Annotated in this window: 12 protein-coding genes; 8 read left to right on the top strand and 4 right to left on the bottom strand. The window is 67.5% G+C overall.

Features of this window, described 5'->3' with window-relative positions; genetic code table 11:
• Window positions 1-37 precede the first annotated feature (37 nt).
• Together YWC_RS0107435 and YWC_RS0107430 are read left to right on the top strand one after the other, a co-directional pair.
• Window positions 38-883, top strand: coding sequence for a MipA/OmpV family protein (locus tag YWC_RS0107435; protein ID WP_027864799.1), 846 nt, complete (start codon window positions 38-40; stop codon window positions 881-883).
• Window positions 883-1,581: a hypothetical protein gene (locus YWC_RS0107430; RefSeq protein ID WP_036213542.1), complete on the top strand. Its 699-nt coding sequence runs from the start codon at window positions 883-885 to the stop codon at window positions 1,579-1,581. Before YWC_RS0107435 ends, YWC_RS0107430 begins: the two co-directional genes overlap by 1 nt.
• Window positions 1,582-1,626: 45 nt before the next feature.
• Here the strand turns inward: YWC_RS0107430 and YWC_RS0107425 are convergent, their stop codons facing one another.
• On the bottom strand, window positions 1,627-2,316 hold the full coding sequence (locus YWC_RS0107425) for a response regulator (protein ID WP_036213539.1): 690 nt from the start codon (window positions 2,314-2,316) through the stop codon (window positions 1,627-1,629).
• Between the two features lie 168 nt (window positions 2,317-2,484).
• Here YWC_RS0107425 and YWC_RS0107420 point away from each other — a divergent pair, with 168 nt between their 5' ends.
• Window positions 2,485-4,458 carry a S9 family peptidase gene (locus YWC_RS0107420; RefSeq protein ID WP_027864796.1) on the top strand — a complete coding sequence of 658 codons (1,974 nt, stop codon included), beginning with the start codon at window positions 2,485-2,487 and terminating at the stop codon, window positions 4,456-4,458.
• 111 nt (window positions 4,459-4,569) lie between these two features.
• Here YWC_RS0107420 and YWC_RS0107415 read toward each other — a convergent pair whose 3' ends face one another.
• Entirely contained in the window at window positions 4,570-5,640 is a 1,071-nt protein-coding gene (locus YWC_RS0107415) for a tartrate dehydrogenase (protein WP_027864795.1), read from the bottom strand.
• 96 nt (window positions 5,641-5,736) lie between these two features.
• Here YWC_RS0107415 and YWC_RS0107410 point away from each other — a divergent pair, with 96 nt between their 5' ends.
• The 4 genes from YWC_RS0107410 (at window position 5,737) to YWC_RS0107395 (ending at window position 10,249) form a co-directional block, all read left to right on the top strand.
• Window positions 5,737-6,669 (top strand): LysR substrate-binding domain-containing protein, encoded by a 933-nt coding sequence (locus tag YWC_RS0107410; protein ID WP_027864794.1) that lies wholly within the window; start codon window positions 5,737-5,739, stop codon window positions 6,667-6,669.
• A 172-nt stretch (window positions 6,670-6,841) separates the two neighbouring features.
• A complete protein-coding gene (locus YWC_RS0107405) occupies window positions 6,842-8,242 on the top strand; it encodes an alpha/beta hydrolase family protein (RefSeq protein ID WP_027864793.1) in 1,401 nt (466 codons plus the stop codon).
• 4 nt (window positions 8,243-8,246) lie between these two features.
• Window positions 8,247-9,476 (top strand): sensor histidine kinase, encoded by a 1,230-nt coding sequence (locus YWC_RS0107400; protein WP_027864792.1) that lies wholly within the window; start codon window positions 8,247-8,249, stop codon window positions 9,474-9,476.
• Between the two features lie 2 nt (window positions 9,477-9,478).
• The gene (locus YWC_RS0107395; protein ID WP_027864791.1) at window positions 9,479-10,249 is read left to right on the top strand and encodes a LytR/AlgR family response regulator transcription factor; all 771 of its coding nucleotides are present in this window, start codon (window positions 9,479-9,481) and stop codon (window positions 10,247-10,249) included.
• Window positions 10,250-10,253: 4 nt separating this feature from the next.
• Here YWC_RS0107395 and YWC_RS0107390 read toward each other — a convergent pair whose 3' ends face one another.
• The gene (locus YWC_RS0107390) at window positions 10,254-10,853 is read right to left on the bottom strand and encodes a response regulator transcription factor (protein WP_027864790.1); all 600 of its coding nucleotides are present in this window, start codon (window positions 10,851-10,853) and stop codon (window positions 10,254-10,256) included.
• Window positions 10,854-10,871: 18 nt separating this feature from the next.
• On the bottom strand, window positions 10,872-13,001 hold the full coding sequence (locus tag YWC_RS0107385) for a sensor histidine kinase (RefSeq protein WP_027864789.1): 2,130 nt from the start codon (window positions 12,999-13,001) through the stop codon (window positions 10,872-10,874).
• A gap of 182 nt (window positions 13,002-13,183) precedes the next feature.
• Between YWC_RS0107385 and YWC_RS28660 the strand changes: the two genes are divergently transcribed.
• Complete coding sequence (locus tag YWC_RS28660) at window positions 13,184-14,521, top strand: MFS transporter (protein WP_051306305.1); 1,338 nt, start codon at window positions 13,184-13,186, stop codon at window positions 14,519-14,521.
• The last annotated feature ends 54 nt before the right edge of the window (window positions 14,522-14,575 follow it).

Here is a 14,575-nt window from a genome sequence, read left to right as displayed (position 1 = left end):
AATGTTGGATTGCCGAACTCTCCCGATTGTGAAAGACATGAACAAGCTTTTCGCCCTGGTTCTGGCAGTCTCGGGCAGCGCCGCAAGCGCACAGACGCCGACCACCAACCCGATGCCCGACGGCAGCCGCGATATGTATGCGGGGCTGGGCGTCGTGTCGGCGCCGCGGTACGAGGGGGCGGACAGCAGGAAGGTCAGGGCATTGCCAGTGCTTCAGGTTCAATGGAGCAACGGCATCTTCATTTCCGGCATGAGCGCGGGGATGCACCTGTCCGCCAGCCCGGTCGTCGAATACGGCCCGCTGCTGGCCATCCATCCGCGCCGCACCGAATCGGGCACCGGCAACGGCATCGGCGGCGTCGAGGCCTTTGCCACGATGCTGCCGTCGACGGAGCGCGCGATGAAAAGCGCCAGTCCGCTCGCCGGCATGGAAGAGGTCAAGGCGCGTCCTGAAGCGGGCGCTTTCTTCAATGTCTACCTGTCGCCGCAATGGCGCCTGACCAGCAGCGTGCTGGCCGGCGCCGGCAATGACCGCAAGGGCGTGCGCGCCGAGTTCGGCATCCAGCGCCTGGCAATGCAGCTGGCCCCGCACCACACGCTGTCGCTGTCGGCTGGCCTGGATGTGGCCAACCGCGCCTACCAGCAGAGCTACTTCGGCGTCAGCGCCGAACAGGCCATGAGCAGCGGCAACCGCTTCTATCGCCCGAACGGCGGCGTGAAGGACCTGCGCATCGGCGCGCGCTGGAACTGGGCGCTGTCGCCTTCCTGGATGCTGACATCAAGCGTGCAGGGAACGCGCCTGATGGGCGACGCCCGCCGCAGCCCGCTCGTCGAGCGGCCCAACAACGTGACGGTTTCGACCGCCTTCGCCTACCGGTTCTGATGATGCGATTCGCACACGCCACCGCATGCGCACTGCTCCTGAGCTCGGCCAGCCTGGCCGCGGCGCAGGCGCTCGCGCCCGCGTCGGAGTGGGCGAGCTACCGCGACGCCTACCGCAGCCTGGTCGTGTTCGAAAAATACGGCGGCGCCAAGAGCCTGCTGCAGAACCACCTGCAGCTGCTGCCGCGCGAGAAGGGCGTCCTGGGTGAGGGCCTGCAGCTAATCCTGACGGGCAAGACCGTGCAGACCAGCCTGGCGCTCGACGCCCTCGGCCGCGGCGTCCTGCCGCTGGTAAAAGCCGCCTACGACGAAAACGCCGTGCTGGCGCCGAACCGCAAGATCGGCCCTTTCAGCCTGCGCGCGCGGGTGACGATCACGCCGCGGGCGGACAACGTCTATGACACCGACGAGCTGCGCGCCGCCTGCGCCCAGGCGCTGGCCTATGCCCGCCACGTCGATGCCTCGGCGCGCTCGCGCCAGTGCGTGGGCGTGCGCATGGTGTTCCCGAAGAAGGGCGTGGAGGCCTCGGTCAAGCTGCGCCGTCCGGAAGGCGAGCAGGCGCTGCCGCTCACGCCTGGCGCGGCCTTCGGCGGCGACCTCGATGCCGACTTCCCAGCAGTGAACTACCGCTTCGGCGCCGAGCGGGCGCAGGTGATTACCTATAGCGCGCCGCTGGCGATCGTGCCGCTCTTCGAGTAACGAGCTTTCGTAGGGTGGGCGGCAAAGCCGCCCACCCTACGAACATCAATTCCAGGCAGAGGGCGAGAACAGATAGCCTTCGCCCCACACCGTCTTGATCTTTTCCGAATCGGTATCCTCGAACTTGCGGCGCAGCTTGGAGATGCAGTTGTCGATGCTGCGATCGAGCCCGTCGAATTCGATCCCGCGCATCTTCTTGAGCAGCGCGTCGCGCGAGAGCACGCGGCCGGCGGCTTCGGCCAGCACCAGCAGCAGCTTGTATTCCGTGTTCGACAGCACGCAGGGCTCGCCACGCCAGACCACGCTGCGGTCGGTCGTGACGATGCGCAGCGCGCCGAACTGCAGCACGCGCGCGTCAAGGCCGCCCTTGGCCTGGGCCGTGCGCCGCATCAGGGCGCGCAGGCGCGCCAGCAGCACGCGTGGCTGCACCGGCTTGTTGACGAAATCGTCGGCGCCCTGTTCCAGGCCCGAGACTTCGTCGTAGGAGTCCTCGCGCGCGGTCAGGATCAGGATCGGCACTTCGGACAGCTCGCGGATCTGGCGGCACACCACCATGCCGTCCAGGCCCGGCAGCATCAGGTCGAGCACGACGACGTCGGGCGAGAGCGTCTTGAAACGCTCCAGCGCCTGGTCGCCGCGCGTGACCAGGTCGACCGCGAATTCATAGCCGGACAGGTATTCGGTGACGAGCTCCGCCAGGCGTGCGTCGTCTTCCACCAACATCACTCGGTACATGCTTGTTTCTCCTTGGTCCGAGATTGTATAGAACTAGTTGTCCGACAGCACAGCCCCTACAAAGGGGGGACATTTGCTTACAGTTCGGTGACAATGATGCGCCCGGTCCACCATCGTGTAAAGTTGAGGAGCAACAACACCAACAACCCATGCATCGGAGACCACCGGATGAGACTTGACCGCCGCCCGCTCGGGCTGACCCTGATCGCTACCCTGCTTCTCGCCGCCGGCACAGCCGCGGCCCAGGAGACCGCCGTCGCACCCCCGGCCGCGATGGTGCTGGAAAACGTGCCGCCGGTACGCGCCAGCCTGGCCAATCAGGTGGCGAAGTACAACGACTTCAAGCCGACCTCCTACGCATCCTGGCACCCGACCAGGCTCGAGATGATCGTCTCGCGCCGCCACAACAACACGCCGCAGCTGTTCCGTATGGCCAAGCCCGGCGCCCCGCTCGAATTGATGACCGATTACGCCGAGCCGGTGCGCACGGCCCAGTACGAGCCGCGCCATGGCAAGTTCTACGTGTTCGGCCGCGATACCGGCGGCAACGAGGTGTTCCGCGCCTACCGCCGCGACGTCGGGAAGACGGACGCGATTCCCGTCACGCCCGACAACCGCCGGGTGCAGGACACCGCCTGGGCGAAGAAGAACGGCCGGCTGCTGTACGTGACGGTGCCGGTGGGCCGGCAGGGCTCGAACGACCAGGTCAACTCCACCGTCAGCATCGTCGACCCGACGCAGCCGGAGCAGGCGCGCGTGCTGGCCGAACTGCCGGGCGGCGGCTGGGGCTCCTTCGAGTTCTCGCACGACGACAAGCAGCTGGTGTACAGCGAGTACGTGTCGGCCAACGAGTCCTACCTGTGGCTGATGGACGTTGCCAGCGGCAAGAGCCGCCGCCTGACCGACAAGGGTGAGGAGAAGGTCGCCTACGGCAATGCCAAGTTCTCGCGCGACGGCAAGGGCGTCTACACGACCAGCGACCGCGGCTCGGAATTCCAGCGCCTGGTCTACATCGACCTTGCCAGCGGCAAGGAGACCGTGCTGACGCCCGACATCAACTGGGACATCGACAGCTTCGACCTGACCGACGACGGCAAGCTGCTGGCCTTCGTGGCGAACGAGGACGGCAGCAGCGTGCTGCGCATGATGTCAACCCGTGACCACAAGCTGGTGGCGCAGCCGAAGCTGCCGATGGGCGTCATCGGCCGCATCGAGTGGCACAACAACAGCCGCAACCTGGCGCTGTCGCTGTCCTCGGCGCGCAGCCCGTCGGAGGTCTACAGCATCGACGCGAAGACCGCGGTCGTGACGCGCTGGACCCGGCACGAGAAGATGGATGTCGACATGAACAAGTTCGTCGAACCCTCGCTGGTGCGCTGGAAGTCCTTCGACGGCCGCGAGATCTCGGGCTTCGTCTACCGTCCGGATGCCGCCCGGTTCCCCGGCAAGCGCCCGGTGGTGATCAACATCCACGGCGGTCCGGAAGGGCAGTCGACGCCGGGCTTCTTGGGACGCAACAACTACTACACCGACGAGATGGGCCTGACGGTGATCTACCCGAACGTGCGCGGGTCGACCGGCTACGGCAAGAGCTTCCTGAAGCTGGACAACGGCAAGCTGCGGGAAGATTCGGTGAAGGACATCGGCGCGCTGCTCGACTGGATCGCGACCCAGCCCGACATGGACGCTTCGCGCGTGGCGGTGGTGGGCGGCTCCTACGGCGGCTACATGAGCCTTGCCGTATCGACCATGTACCCGGAGCGCATTGCCGCGGCGATCGACATCGTCGGCATCTCGAACTTCGTCACCTTCCTCGAGCGCACCGAAAGCTACCGCCGCGACCTGCGCCGTGTGGAGTATGGCGACGAGCGCGATCCGGAAATGCGCAAGTGGATGGAAGCGACGGCGCCGGCCAACAATGCTTCGAAAATCAAGAAGCCGCTGTTCGTGGTGCAGGGCAAGAACGACCCGCGCGTGCCTTGGCAGGAGGCCGACCAGATCGTCGCCACGGTGAAGAAGAACGGCACGCCGGTGTGGTACATGACGGCGAACGACGAGGGACATGGCTTCGGCAAGAAGGCGAATGCCGATTACCTGTTCTATTCGACGATCGATTTCTTCAATACCTACTTACTGAAATAAACCGTAGGGTGGTCGGCTATGCCGACCGCGCGTTCAACTTTCGTTTGAACAGAGGTCGCGTCTGCTCAAGCCAAGTTTGAACGCGCGGACGGCGAAGCCGTCCACCCTACGTTAGATCGTGGCAAGGTAGCCGCTGATGGCCTTGCCGACCTCGGTCGTATTCGCCGTCCCGCCCATGTCCGGCGTGCGCGGCCCGTTCACCAGGCAATGCTCCATCGCCTGCACCAGCGCATCGTGCGCCTCGGTGTAGCCCAGGAAGTCCAGCATCATCGCCCCCGACCAGATCATGGCGATCGGGTTCGCGATGTTCTTGCCGTAGATGTCCGGCGCCGAGCCGTGCACCGGCTCGAACAGCGAGGGGAAGCTGCGCTCGGGATTCAGGTTGGCCGAGGGGGCGATGCCGATCGTGCCGGTGCAGGCCGGTCCCAGGTCCGACAGGATGTCGCCGAACAGGTTCGAGGCCACCACCACGTCGAAGCGCTCCGGCGACAGCACGAAGCGCGCCGCCAGGATGTCGACGTGGTACTTGTCCCAGCGGACGTCCGGATAGGCCTCGCCCATCGCCGCCACCCGCTCGTCCCAGTAGGGCATCGAGATCGCGATGCCGTTCGACTTGGTGGCGGCGGTCAGGTGCTTCTTCGGGCGGCGCTGCGCCAGGTCGAAGGCGTACTTGAGGATGCGGTCGGTGCCCTTGCGGGTGAAGATGGCTTCCTGCAGCACCAGCTCGCGCTCGGTGCCTTCGAACATGCGCCCGCCCACCGCCGAGTATTCGCCTTCGGTGTTTTCGCGCACCACGTAGAAGTCGATGTCGCCCGGCTTCTTGTTGGCGAGCGGGCAGGGCACGCCCGGCATCAGGCGCACCGGGCGCAGGTTGACGTACTGGTCGAACTCGCGGCGGAACTTCAGCAGCGAACCCCACAGCGAGATGTGGTCGGGAACAAGGTCGGGCCAGCCGACCGCGCCGAAGAAGATGGCGTCGACACCGTCAAGCTGCTGCTTCCAGTCGTCCGGCATCATCTTGCCGTGCTGGAGGTAGTAGTTGCAGCTGGCCCACTCGAACGTGACGAACTCCAGCGGGATGTTGAACCGCTGCGCCGCCGCCTCGACGGCGCGCAGGCCCTCGGGCATGACTTCCTTGCCGATGCCGTCGCCGGCGATCACGGCGATCCTGTGCTTCTTCATTGCGCGCTCCTGTGCTGTTTGCATGTCGGGCCTCAGCTTAGCAAGAAAACGCTGCGTTTATAATCCCCGTTAGTGTGGCCTTATAGAACACGAATCGTGAATAATCAAATCGAGAACGGCGACCTGCGGGTGTTCGTCGAGGTAGTACGCCGGGGCAGCTTCAGCGCCGCGGCGGAAAGCCTGGGCATGTCCGCGGCCTTCGTCAGCAAGCGCATCGGCGTGCTGGAGGCGCAGCTCGGGGTGCGGCTGTTCGAGCGCTCCACGCGTCGCGTGCTCATCACGGAGGAGGGCGAGCAGGTCTATACCAGGGCTCTGCTGATCCTCGAACAGCTCGACGACATGCTCGACGACGTCTCGGAGCGGCGCCAGGAGCCGGCCGGGCGGCTGCGCATCTGCAGCAGCTTCGGCTTCGGACGCAATGTGGTGGCGCCGGTGATTGCCAGGCTGGCCGCCAGCCACCCCATGCTGCAGATCCGCCTCGAGGTGTTCGACCGCCTGGTCGATACGGTGGCGGAAGGCTTCGACCTGGACGTGCGCATCGGCGACAACCTGCCGCCGCAGCTGGTGGCGCGCAAGCTGATGGACAACCACCGCATCCTGTGCGCCGCACCAAGCTATGTCGCGCGGCACGGCATGCCGAAGTCGCTGAAGGAACTCGCCAGCCACCAGTGCCTGGCGATCAAGGAGCGCGACCACCCGTTCGGCACCTGGCGCCTGCGCGGCAAAGGCGGGGAGGAGACGGTGCGGGTGTCCGGCGCGCTGTCGACCAACCACGGCGAGATTGCGCTGCGCTGGGCGGTGGAAGGGGCCGGCATCGTGCTGCGCTCGCTATGGGATGCGCGGGGCTACCTGGACAGTGGCGCGCTGGTGCAGGTGCTGCCGGACTACACCCAGCCGGCCAACGTGTGGGCGGTCTATCCGCAGCGCCTTGCCGGATCGGGCAGGGTGCGCGTCTGCGTGGACTTCCTGCGCCGGCACCTGGCGCAGCCGGGCGCCGGGCTTGGCGCGGACGCAAGCGCCATTCCCTGACCGGGCAGGTGTTCGACCGGGCCAAGGGGCAGGGCGAGAACAGCGTGTAGCCGCGTTCATGTCAGGGCGAGCACTGTCCATGTCATCAAAACCGGGGTTCGCCGCATTTCGCTGAGCCGGGACGCCGGTCTGACTACAGTGGACTTCCCGAACCTGAAGAAAAAGACAGCGCATGAAATCGACCCTGCTCGGCCTCGTGGCCAGCCTCGCCCTGGCAGCCGGCCCCGCCTCCGCCATCGACGCCACCGGCCACTGGAAAGGCCGCATCGCGGATTCCCTGAACGTTCACCTGGAATTCGCCAGGGCGGCCGACGGCAAATGGGAAGGCAAGCTGGCGGTGCCCCAGCAGGGCTTCAAGACGAAGGTGGAGCAGCTCAGCGTCGGCGAGGAGGAGCTCGGATTCAGGCTGCCGGCCCTGAATGCCGGTTTCACGGCGCGCTGGAGCGAGCAGGACCAGGCCTGGATCGGCACCTGGAGCCAGAACGGCCAGGCCGTGCCGCTGCGCCTCGAGCGCACCGATGCCGCGGCGCTCAAGCCGAAACGTCCGCAGCTGGAAGCGATCGCCGCGCGCCAGCCGAGCTATGCCAGTGTCGAGGTCGGCTTTGCCAATCCGGCGGGCGGCCACAACCTGGCCGGCACCCTGACCGTCCCCCAGGGCAAGGGGCCGTTCCCGGCGGTCGTGCTGGTGCATGGTTCCGGTGCGGTCGATCGCGATGAGACCACCCGCGAGCACAAGCCCTTCCTGGTGCTGGCCGACCACCTGAGCCGCCAGGGTATCGCGGTCCTTCGCTACGACAAGCGTGGCGTCAAGCAGTCGGGCGGCGTGTACAAGGACGCGACGACCCAGGACTTCGCCAGCGATGCCGAGGCCGCGGTCGCCTTCCTGCGCGGCCGTCCCGAGGTCGATGCGAAACGGATCGGCATGCTCGGCCACTCGGAGGGCGGCATGATCGCGCCAATGGTGGCGGCGCGCGACCCAGGCCTGGCCTTCGTCGTGATACTGGCGGGCCCCGGCGTGCGCGGCGAACTGCTGATGGTCGAACAGATCGCGCTTGGCACGAAAGCCGCGGGGATGCCGGAGGAAGCGGTGGCCAGGGAGCGTGAGCTGAACCGCGCGGTATTCGCGGCCATCGTGGCCGAGTCGCGCCCTGAGCTGGCCGGCGACAAGGCGCGCCAGATGATGGAAGAGGCCGAACGCAAGGGGATCCTGCCGACCGGGACGGCCGCGGCGCGCGCCAGGGAATTCACCTCGCCCTGGTTCCATGCCTTCCTGCGGCACGAACCCGGCCCGGTCCTGCAGTCCGTGCGCCAGCCCATTCTGGTGCTGAACGGCGAGCGCGACCTGCAGGTGCCGGCCGCGATGAACCTGACGGCGATCCGCAGCGCGCTCAAGAGCAATCCGCGCGCCGTGGTGAAGGAACTGCCGGCGCTGAACCACCTGTTCCAGACCGCGCGCACCGGGGCCGGATCGGAATACGCCGAGATCGAGGAAAGCGTTGCGCCGCTCGCGCTCGATACCGTCAGCGAGTGGATCCTGGCAACGGTCACAGCGCCACGCAACAGCATAAAATAGCCATATGGAAAAAAATGCGCCAGCCGAGCACGAGTCGCCGCTCCCGTCCAGCCTCGCCACCCGGCTGGGAGGCTGGTCGCATCGCGCCCAGCAGTATCCGGTGTTCGGCAAGACCTGGTACGTCTACCGCATGCGCTCCTTCCGCGCGCCGATGATCCTGTTCGCGCTGGTCCTGGCCGTGCTGGCCGCGCTGGTTCCCAAGCCGCCGCCGGAGGTGAACCCGCTGTCCTTCTGGTTCACCTTCCCGGCCATCTGGCTGGTGGTGGCCACCGCCCTGGCGCTGGGGCGCGGCCTGGCGGTGCTGGTGCGCGCACGCGGCTGGCGTCCGCGGCGCGAAGCGGCCGGCATCGTGTGCGCATTGCTGCTGGGCGTGCTGCTGGCCTGGTCGCTGACCCCTTTCGTGAGGACCGGCGGCCAGCCGACGCAAGGGCAGGCGTCGGCCGAACTGCAGGCCGAGCAGGAGCGCGACAACCGCCTGGTCAACCTGGTGATCTGGTTCCCGGTGCTGGTCTGGCTGGCCGGCCCCTTCGACCTGGCCGCCTATTTCCGCCAGCGCAGGATGCTGCGCGAGGCCGCCCTGCAGGCGGAGGCGGAGCGTTACAAGCACCAGCGCAACGAAGTCGAGGTGAAGCTGGCGGTGCTGGCCAGCCAGGTCGAGCCGCACTTCCTGTTCAATACGCTGTCGGGCGTGCGCGCCGCCATGCTGTCCGATCCGGACCGCGGCATCGTCATGATCGACCACCTGATCGACTACCTGCGCTCGACCATCCCGCAACTACGCGCCGACCGCGCCAGCACCTTCGTCACCCTCGGTTCGCAATGCGATTCGGTGCGGGCCTACCTGGGCGTGATCGCGGCGCGCATGCCGCGCCTGCGCACCGAGGTGAGCTGTGCGCCGGAGCTGCGCGCCGCCCTGATTCCGCCCCTGATGCTGATTTCGCTGGTGGAGAACGCGGTCAAGCATGGGATCGAGCCCAGGAAAGGGCCGGCGCGGATCCGGGTGACGGCCGCCTCGCGCGAGCTGAATGGCGTCAGGATGCTGGAGCTGAGCGTGATCGACGACGGCATCGGCTTCTCCGCATCGAGCGGCAGCGGCATTGGCCTGGCGAATATCCGCGAGCGCCTGAAGCACCTGTATGGCGGCGCCGCCGCGCTCGAACTGCGCACCGGCGAGGAATGCGGCGTGGTGGCCAGCATCGCGCTGCCGCTGGTCGAGACCATGGAGGAAGATTGAGCATGCCGACCGCGATCATTGCCGACGACGAGGACCTGCAGCGCGCCGAGCTGCAACGCCTGCTCCTGCTTGCCTGGCCGGAGCTCGAGATCGTCGCCTCCGTGGAAGACGGCAGCGAAGCGCTGGCCGCGATCGCCGAGCTGGAACCAAGCGTGGCCTTCCTCGACATCCGCATGCCCGGCATCAGCGGGCTCGAGGTCGCGCGCGCCAGCGCGGGCAAAGCCTGCGTCGTCTTCACGACCGCCTACGACAGCCATGCGATCGAAGCCTTCGACCTCGGCGCCGTCGACTACCTGCTCAAGCCGGTCAACGGGGCCAGGCTGGAACAGGCCTTGCAACGCGTGCGGACCCAGCTCGCGGCGGGCAACGGCGACGCCGAGCGCGCCAAAAGCTGGATGGAACTCGACCAGCGCCTGCGGCCGAACGCCGCCCAGGAGCGGATCCGCTGGATCAGCTGCACGGCGGGGAACATCATCAAGCTGTTCCCGATCGACGAGATCCTGTTTTTCGAATCGGACACGCGCTACACGCGGGTGGTCACCGCCCTGGATGAAGGCTTGATCCGGATGCCGATCAAGGACCTGGCGGCAGGCCTGGACCCCGACCAGTTCTGGCAGATCCGGCGCGGCACCCTGGTATGCGCCCGCGCCATCGCGCGCATCCGTCGCGACGAGCTGGGCAGCTTCCTGGTCGAGCTGCGCGAGCATCCGGCGCAGCTGAAGGTCGGCCAGACCTATGCCTGGCGCTTCCGCAACGAAGTGCTGATCCGCTGAGCTTTCAGTCCAGCAAGGGATGGGCCGCCAGCCAGCGGCCAAGCTCGTTGTCGTTGGCGCACTCCAGTTTGCTGAAGATGTTGGCGCGGTGCGTCTCCACCGAGCGGTGGCTGCAGGGCGGCACCAGCATGCGGGCGATTTCCTTGTTGGGCTGGCCCAGCCCGACAAGCCGCGCCACCTCGCGCTCGCGCGGCGTCAGCTCGGCCCACATGCGCAGCGCGTGGGCGCGGGCGCGCGCCAGCGCGGTGGCGGCGGGCAGCTTGTCGAGCAGCCGCTGGGTGTCAGGCTTTTCCACCCAGTCGTAGGCGCCGCGCCGCACCGCTTCCAGGGCGGTCGGGATGTCGCCGTGCGCCGACAGGAACAGGGTCACCAGCGGGCTGTGCGCGCCCAAGAGGCGCTCGAAGACCTCCAGGCCGCTCATGCCGCCCATGCGCAGGTCGAGGATCACGCAGCCCGGCTGGCGCAGGTCGACGGTGTCGAGGAAGGACTCGCCGGAGTCAAAGGCCTGCACCGCCATTCCCTGCGAGAACAGCAACAGGAGCAGGGAGCGGCGCAGGGCTTCGTCGTCGTCGACGACGTACAGGGTCAGTGGCGCTTCTTTCATGACTCTTTCATGGCTCTTTCATGGAACGATGGGCAGCGTGAACGAGAAGGTGGCGCCGCCGCCCGGCCGGTTCTCGACGCCGATGGCGCCGCCGTGGGCCTCGACGATGCTGCGGCAGATGTTCAGGCCCAGCCCGAGGCCATCGGGCTTGGTGGTGAAGAAGGGGGAGAACACCTGGTCGAGCTGCTCGGCCGGAATGCCCGGACCCTGGTCGGCCACGCTGATGCGCAGCCCTCCTTCGCTGCGGCGGCAGGCCAGCTCGATCGTGCGGCGGTGACGCGGCAGGTCCTGCATGGCCTGCAGCGCATTATGGACCAGGTTGACGAGGACCTGCTCGAGCAGGACCCGGTCGCCGCGCACCTGGGCGCCGGCGTCCTCGAGCAGCAGGCGCAGGGTGGCGCCCTGGGCTTTCAGCTCGGGCTCGAGCAGCGTTTCTGCATGGGTGATCACGTCCTCCATCGCCAGGATTTCGTACTGGGCCCGTTGCGGGTTGATGAAGGCGCGCACCCGCTTGACGATCTCGCTGGCACGCTGCGACTGGCCGACGATCTCGTCGAGCGCACCCGGCAGCAGGTCGGACGGTCCCTGCGCGGCCAGCGCGCGCGCCGCCACGGCAAAATTGGACAGGGCCATCAGCGGCTGGTTGAGTTCGTGCGCCAGCGTGGACGCCATTTCGCCCACGCTGGCCAGGCGCGCGCTGCGCTGCAGGCGCAATTCCTGGTCGCGCTGGCGGGCTTCGGCCTGCTTCTGCGCGGTGATGTCCACCACGGAGCTCATCCAGCCCCGGTGCACGCCCTGGGCGTCGACCAGCGGCGCGGCATAGACCATCGTGATGACGTCGTGCCCGTCCTTGTGGCGGATGCGCGATTCGAAGCCGTGCGGTGCGGCGCGGCCCTGCAGGGCATCGTCGCTTTCGCGCGCCTGCTTTTCCAGGTCGTCCGGATGCCAGTAGGGGTAGGGCGGCCGGCAGCCGAGCAGTTCCTCGGCGCTGTAGCCGACCATGGCGCACAGCGCCGGGTTGACGTAGATGATCTTCCCGTCCGGGTCGCGGGCGCGCATGCCGACCAGGAGGGAGTCTTCCATGGCCTTGCGGAAGGCGTGCGCTTCTTCCAGGTCGCGGGTGCGCTCGTCGACCCGGCGCTCCAGCTCGAGGCGCGCGGTGCGCTGTTCGACGAAGCGCCGCTCGCGCAGCCGCCAGTACAGCGTGCCAAGCAGCAGCAGCGCCACGGCCAGCGTCGTGAGCGCGAGCGCGGAGCGGCGCGCCTGCGCCACTTCCTTCATGTCCGAGGTGACGGTGAGGGTCCAGCCAAGTTCCGGCAGCGGGGTGTCGAGCGCGAGCAGGGTTCGTCGTTGTCCCTGCACCTGGGTGCGCAGGACGAAGCCTGCGCCGTCGGGTCGCGCCTCGATCTTCCACGGCAGGACATCGAAGCGCGTGCGCTTGCCGTACTGGCCGTGTTCGGCGATCCAGCGCGCGTCTTGCGCGGAAACCGGCCGGATGCCCTGGTACAGCCATTCGGGCACGCCGCTCAGGAAGACGATGCCGCGGCTGTCCCTGAGCACGACCGGTTCGAGCCCGCGCATCCAGGTGGCCTGCAGCGCCTCCAGGCTGATCTTGACCACGGCCACGCCGAGGATGGCGCCGTCCACGCGCACGGGCTCCGCGATGAACAGGCCGGACTGGCCCGTGGTGAGCCCGAGGCCATAGAACAAACCGCGGCGGCCCTGCACGGCATCTTCGAAGTAGGCCCGCTGCCGGTAGTTCTGCCCGACGAAGCTCGAGGGCGTGTTCCAGTTGCTGGCGGCCAGCGTCAAGCCATCGCGGTCGACCAGGTAGAGCGCGGCGGCGCCGGTGGTCGCCTGCAGGTCGGCAAAGTAATCGTTGGCGCGCGCCCGCAGGGAGGCATCCTGCGGGGCGCGCAGCAAGTCCTGCACGCCCGGGTGGCGCGCCACGGCATGTGGCAGGAAGTCGTGCTTCTCGACCAGGCCGCGCAGGCCCAGCGCCTGCGCGGCGGCGGCCTGCTGCAGGGCCTGGGTCTTGGAGCGCAGTTCGCGCTGCTCGGCCCAGTGTCCCGCTGCCGCGATCAGGACCAGCGCGCCCACGGCGACAAGAAGCCCGCGCCAGTAACGGGCGATGAACGGGCGGGCCATTCGGTTTCCTCAGGATCAGATCACGAGACGATAGCAGTTGCGCCGGCGCTTTGGAATGCTTCTGCGTAGTTTTACGGAGGCGGGCGCAGCGACATCCCGGATGCGCGCCGTACGGCCGCGCGGGATAGTAAGGGCCTGGAAACGGGAGACGCGTCGATCTCCCGTGCATCACAGGAGACAACATGACTGCAGTCACAACGCGGCAGGCCGTCGAGGGCCGCGCCCAGGCCGGAGAACGGATTTCCGGCAAACGCTTGCGCGCCATCTTCGTCGGCTCGTCCGGCAACCTGGTCGAGTGGTTCGACTTCTACTGCTATTCGGCGTTCGCGCTGTACTTCGCGAGTTCCTTCTTTCCGGCCCAGGACCCGACCGCGCAGATGATGTCCACGGCCGGCATCTTCGCGCTCGGCTTCTTCGTGCGCCCGATCGGCGGCATCCTGTTCGGCCGCCTGGCCGACCGGCGCGGCCGCAGGACGGCCCTGATGGCCTCGGTCCTGCTGATGTGCTTCGGCTCGCTCCTGATCGCCTGCGCGCCGACCTACGCCACCGCCGGCATCCTGTCGCCCTGCATCCTGCTGCTGGCGCGCCTGCTGCAGGGCCTGAGCCTGGGCGGCGAATACGGCGCCAGCGCCACCTATCTGTCGGAAATGGCGGATTCGAAGCACCGCGGCTTCTACGCCAGCTTCCAGTACGTGACCCTGATCGGCGGCCAGTTGCTGGCGCTGCTGCTCCTGCTGGTGCTGCAGCGCTACCTGCTCTCGGACGAAGAGCTGCGGGCCTGGGGCTGGCGCATTCCCTTCTTCATCGGCGCGACCCTGGCGGTGCTGGCCCTGACCATGCGCCACAACATGCCCGAGACCGACTCCTTCGAGGCGGCGCGCAAGAAGGCCAAGAAGATGGGCGGCCTGCAGCAGCTGATGCAGCACCCGCGCGAGGTCCTCCTGGTGATCGGCCTGACCATGGGCGGCACGCTGGCCTTCTACGTCTACACCACCTACATGCAGAAATTCCTGCGCCTGTCGGTCGGCCTCACCGACGCCCAGACCACGGCGGTCTCCGCGGCCTCGCTGCTGTTCGCCATGTGCCTGCAGCCGCTGTACGGCGCGCTGTCCGACCGCATCGGCCGCCGTCCGCTGCTGGTGGGCTTCGCGCTGCTCGGCACCCTGTTCACGGTGCCGCTGCTCACGGCGATCCGCAATGCGTCAGGCCCGTGGGAAGCCTTCGCCCTGATCGCCTGCGCCTGGATCATCGTGTCCGGCTACACCTCGATCAACGCGCTGGTGAAGGCCGAGCTGTTCCCAGCCACCATCCGCGCCACCGGCGTCGGCGTGCCGTATGCCTTCGCGGTGTCGGTGTTCGGCGGGACGGCCGAGTACCTGGCCTTGTGGTTCAAGTCGATCAATATGGAAAGCGGGTTCTACTGGTATGCCACGGGCGTGATCGCCTGCACCCTGGTGGTGTGCTGGTTCATGCGCGATACCGCGGCCAATTCGCGGATCGATGCGGAGGCGCGGGGCTAAGCCTGCCGATTCTTCCTATCCTGAAAAGCAAACGGCCCGCGAAAGCGGGCCGTT

Source organism: Massilia alkalitolerans DSM 17462 (assembly GCF_000427785.1).
In the GTDB taxonomy this organism is placed as follows: Bacteria; Pseudomonadota; Gammaproteobacteria; order Burkholderiales; family Burkholderiaceae_D; genus Telluria; species Telluria alkalitolerans.
The sequence above is the reverse complement of the archived record's forward strand: the minus strand, read 5'-3'. Positions and strand labels throughout refer to the sequence as shown.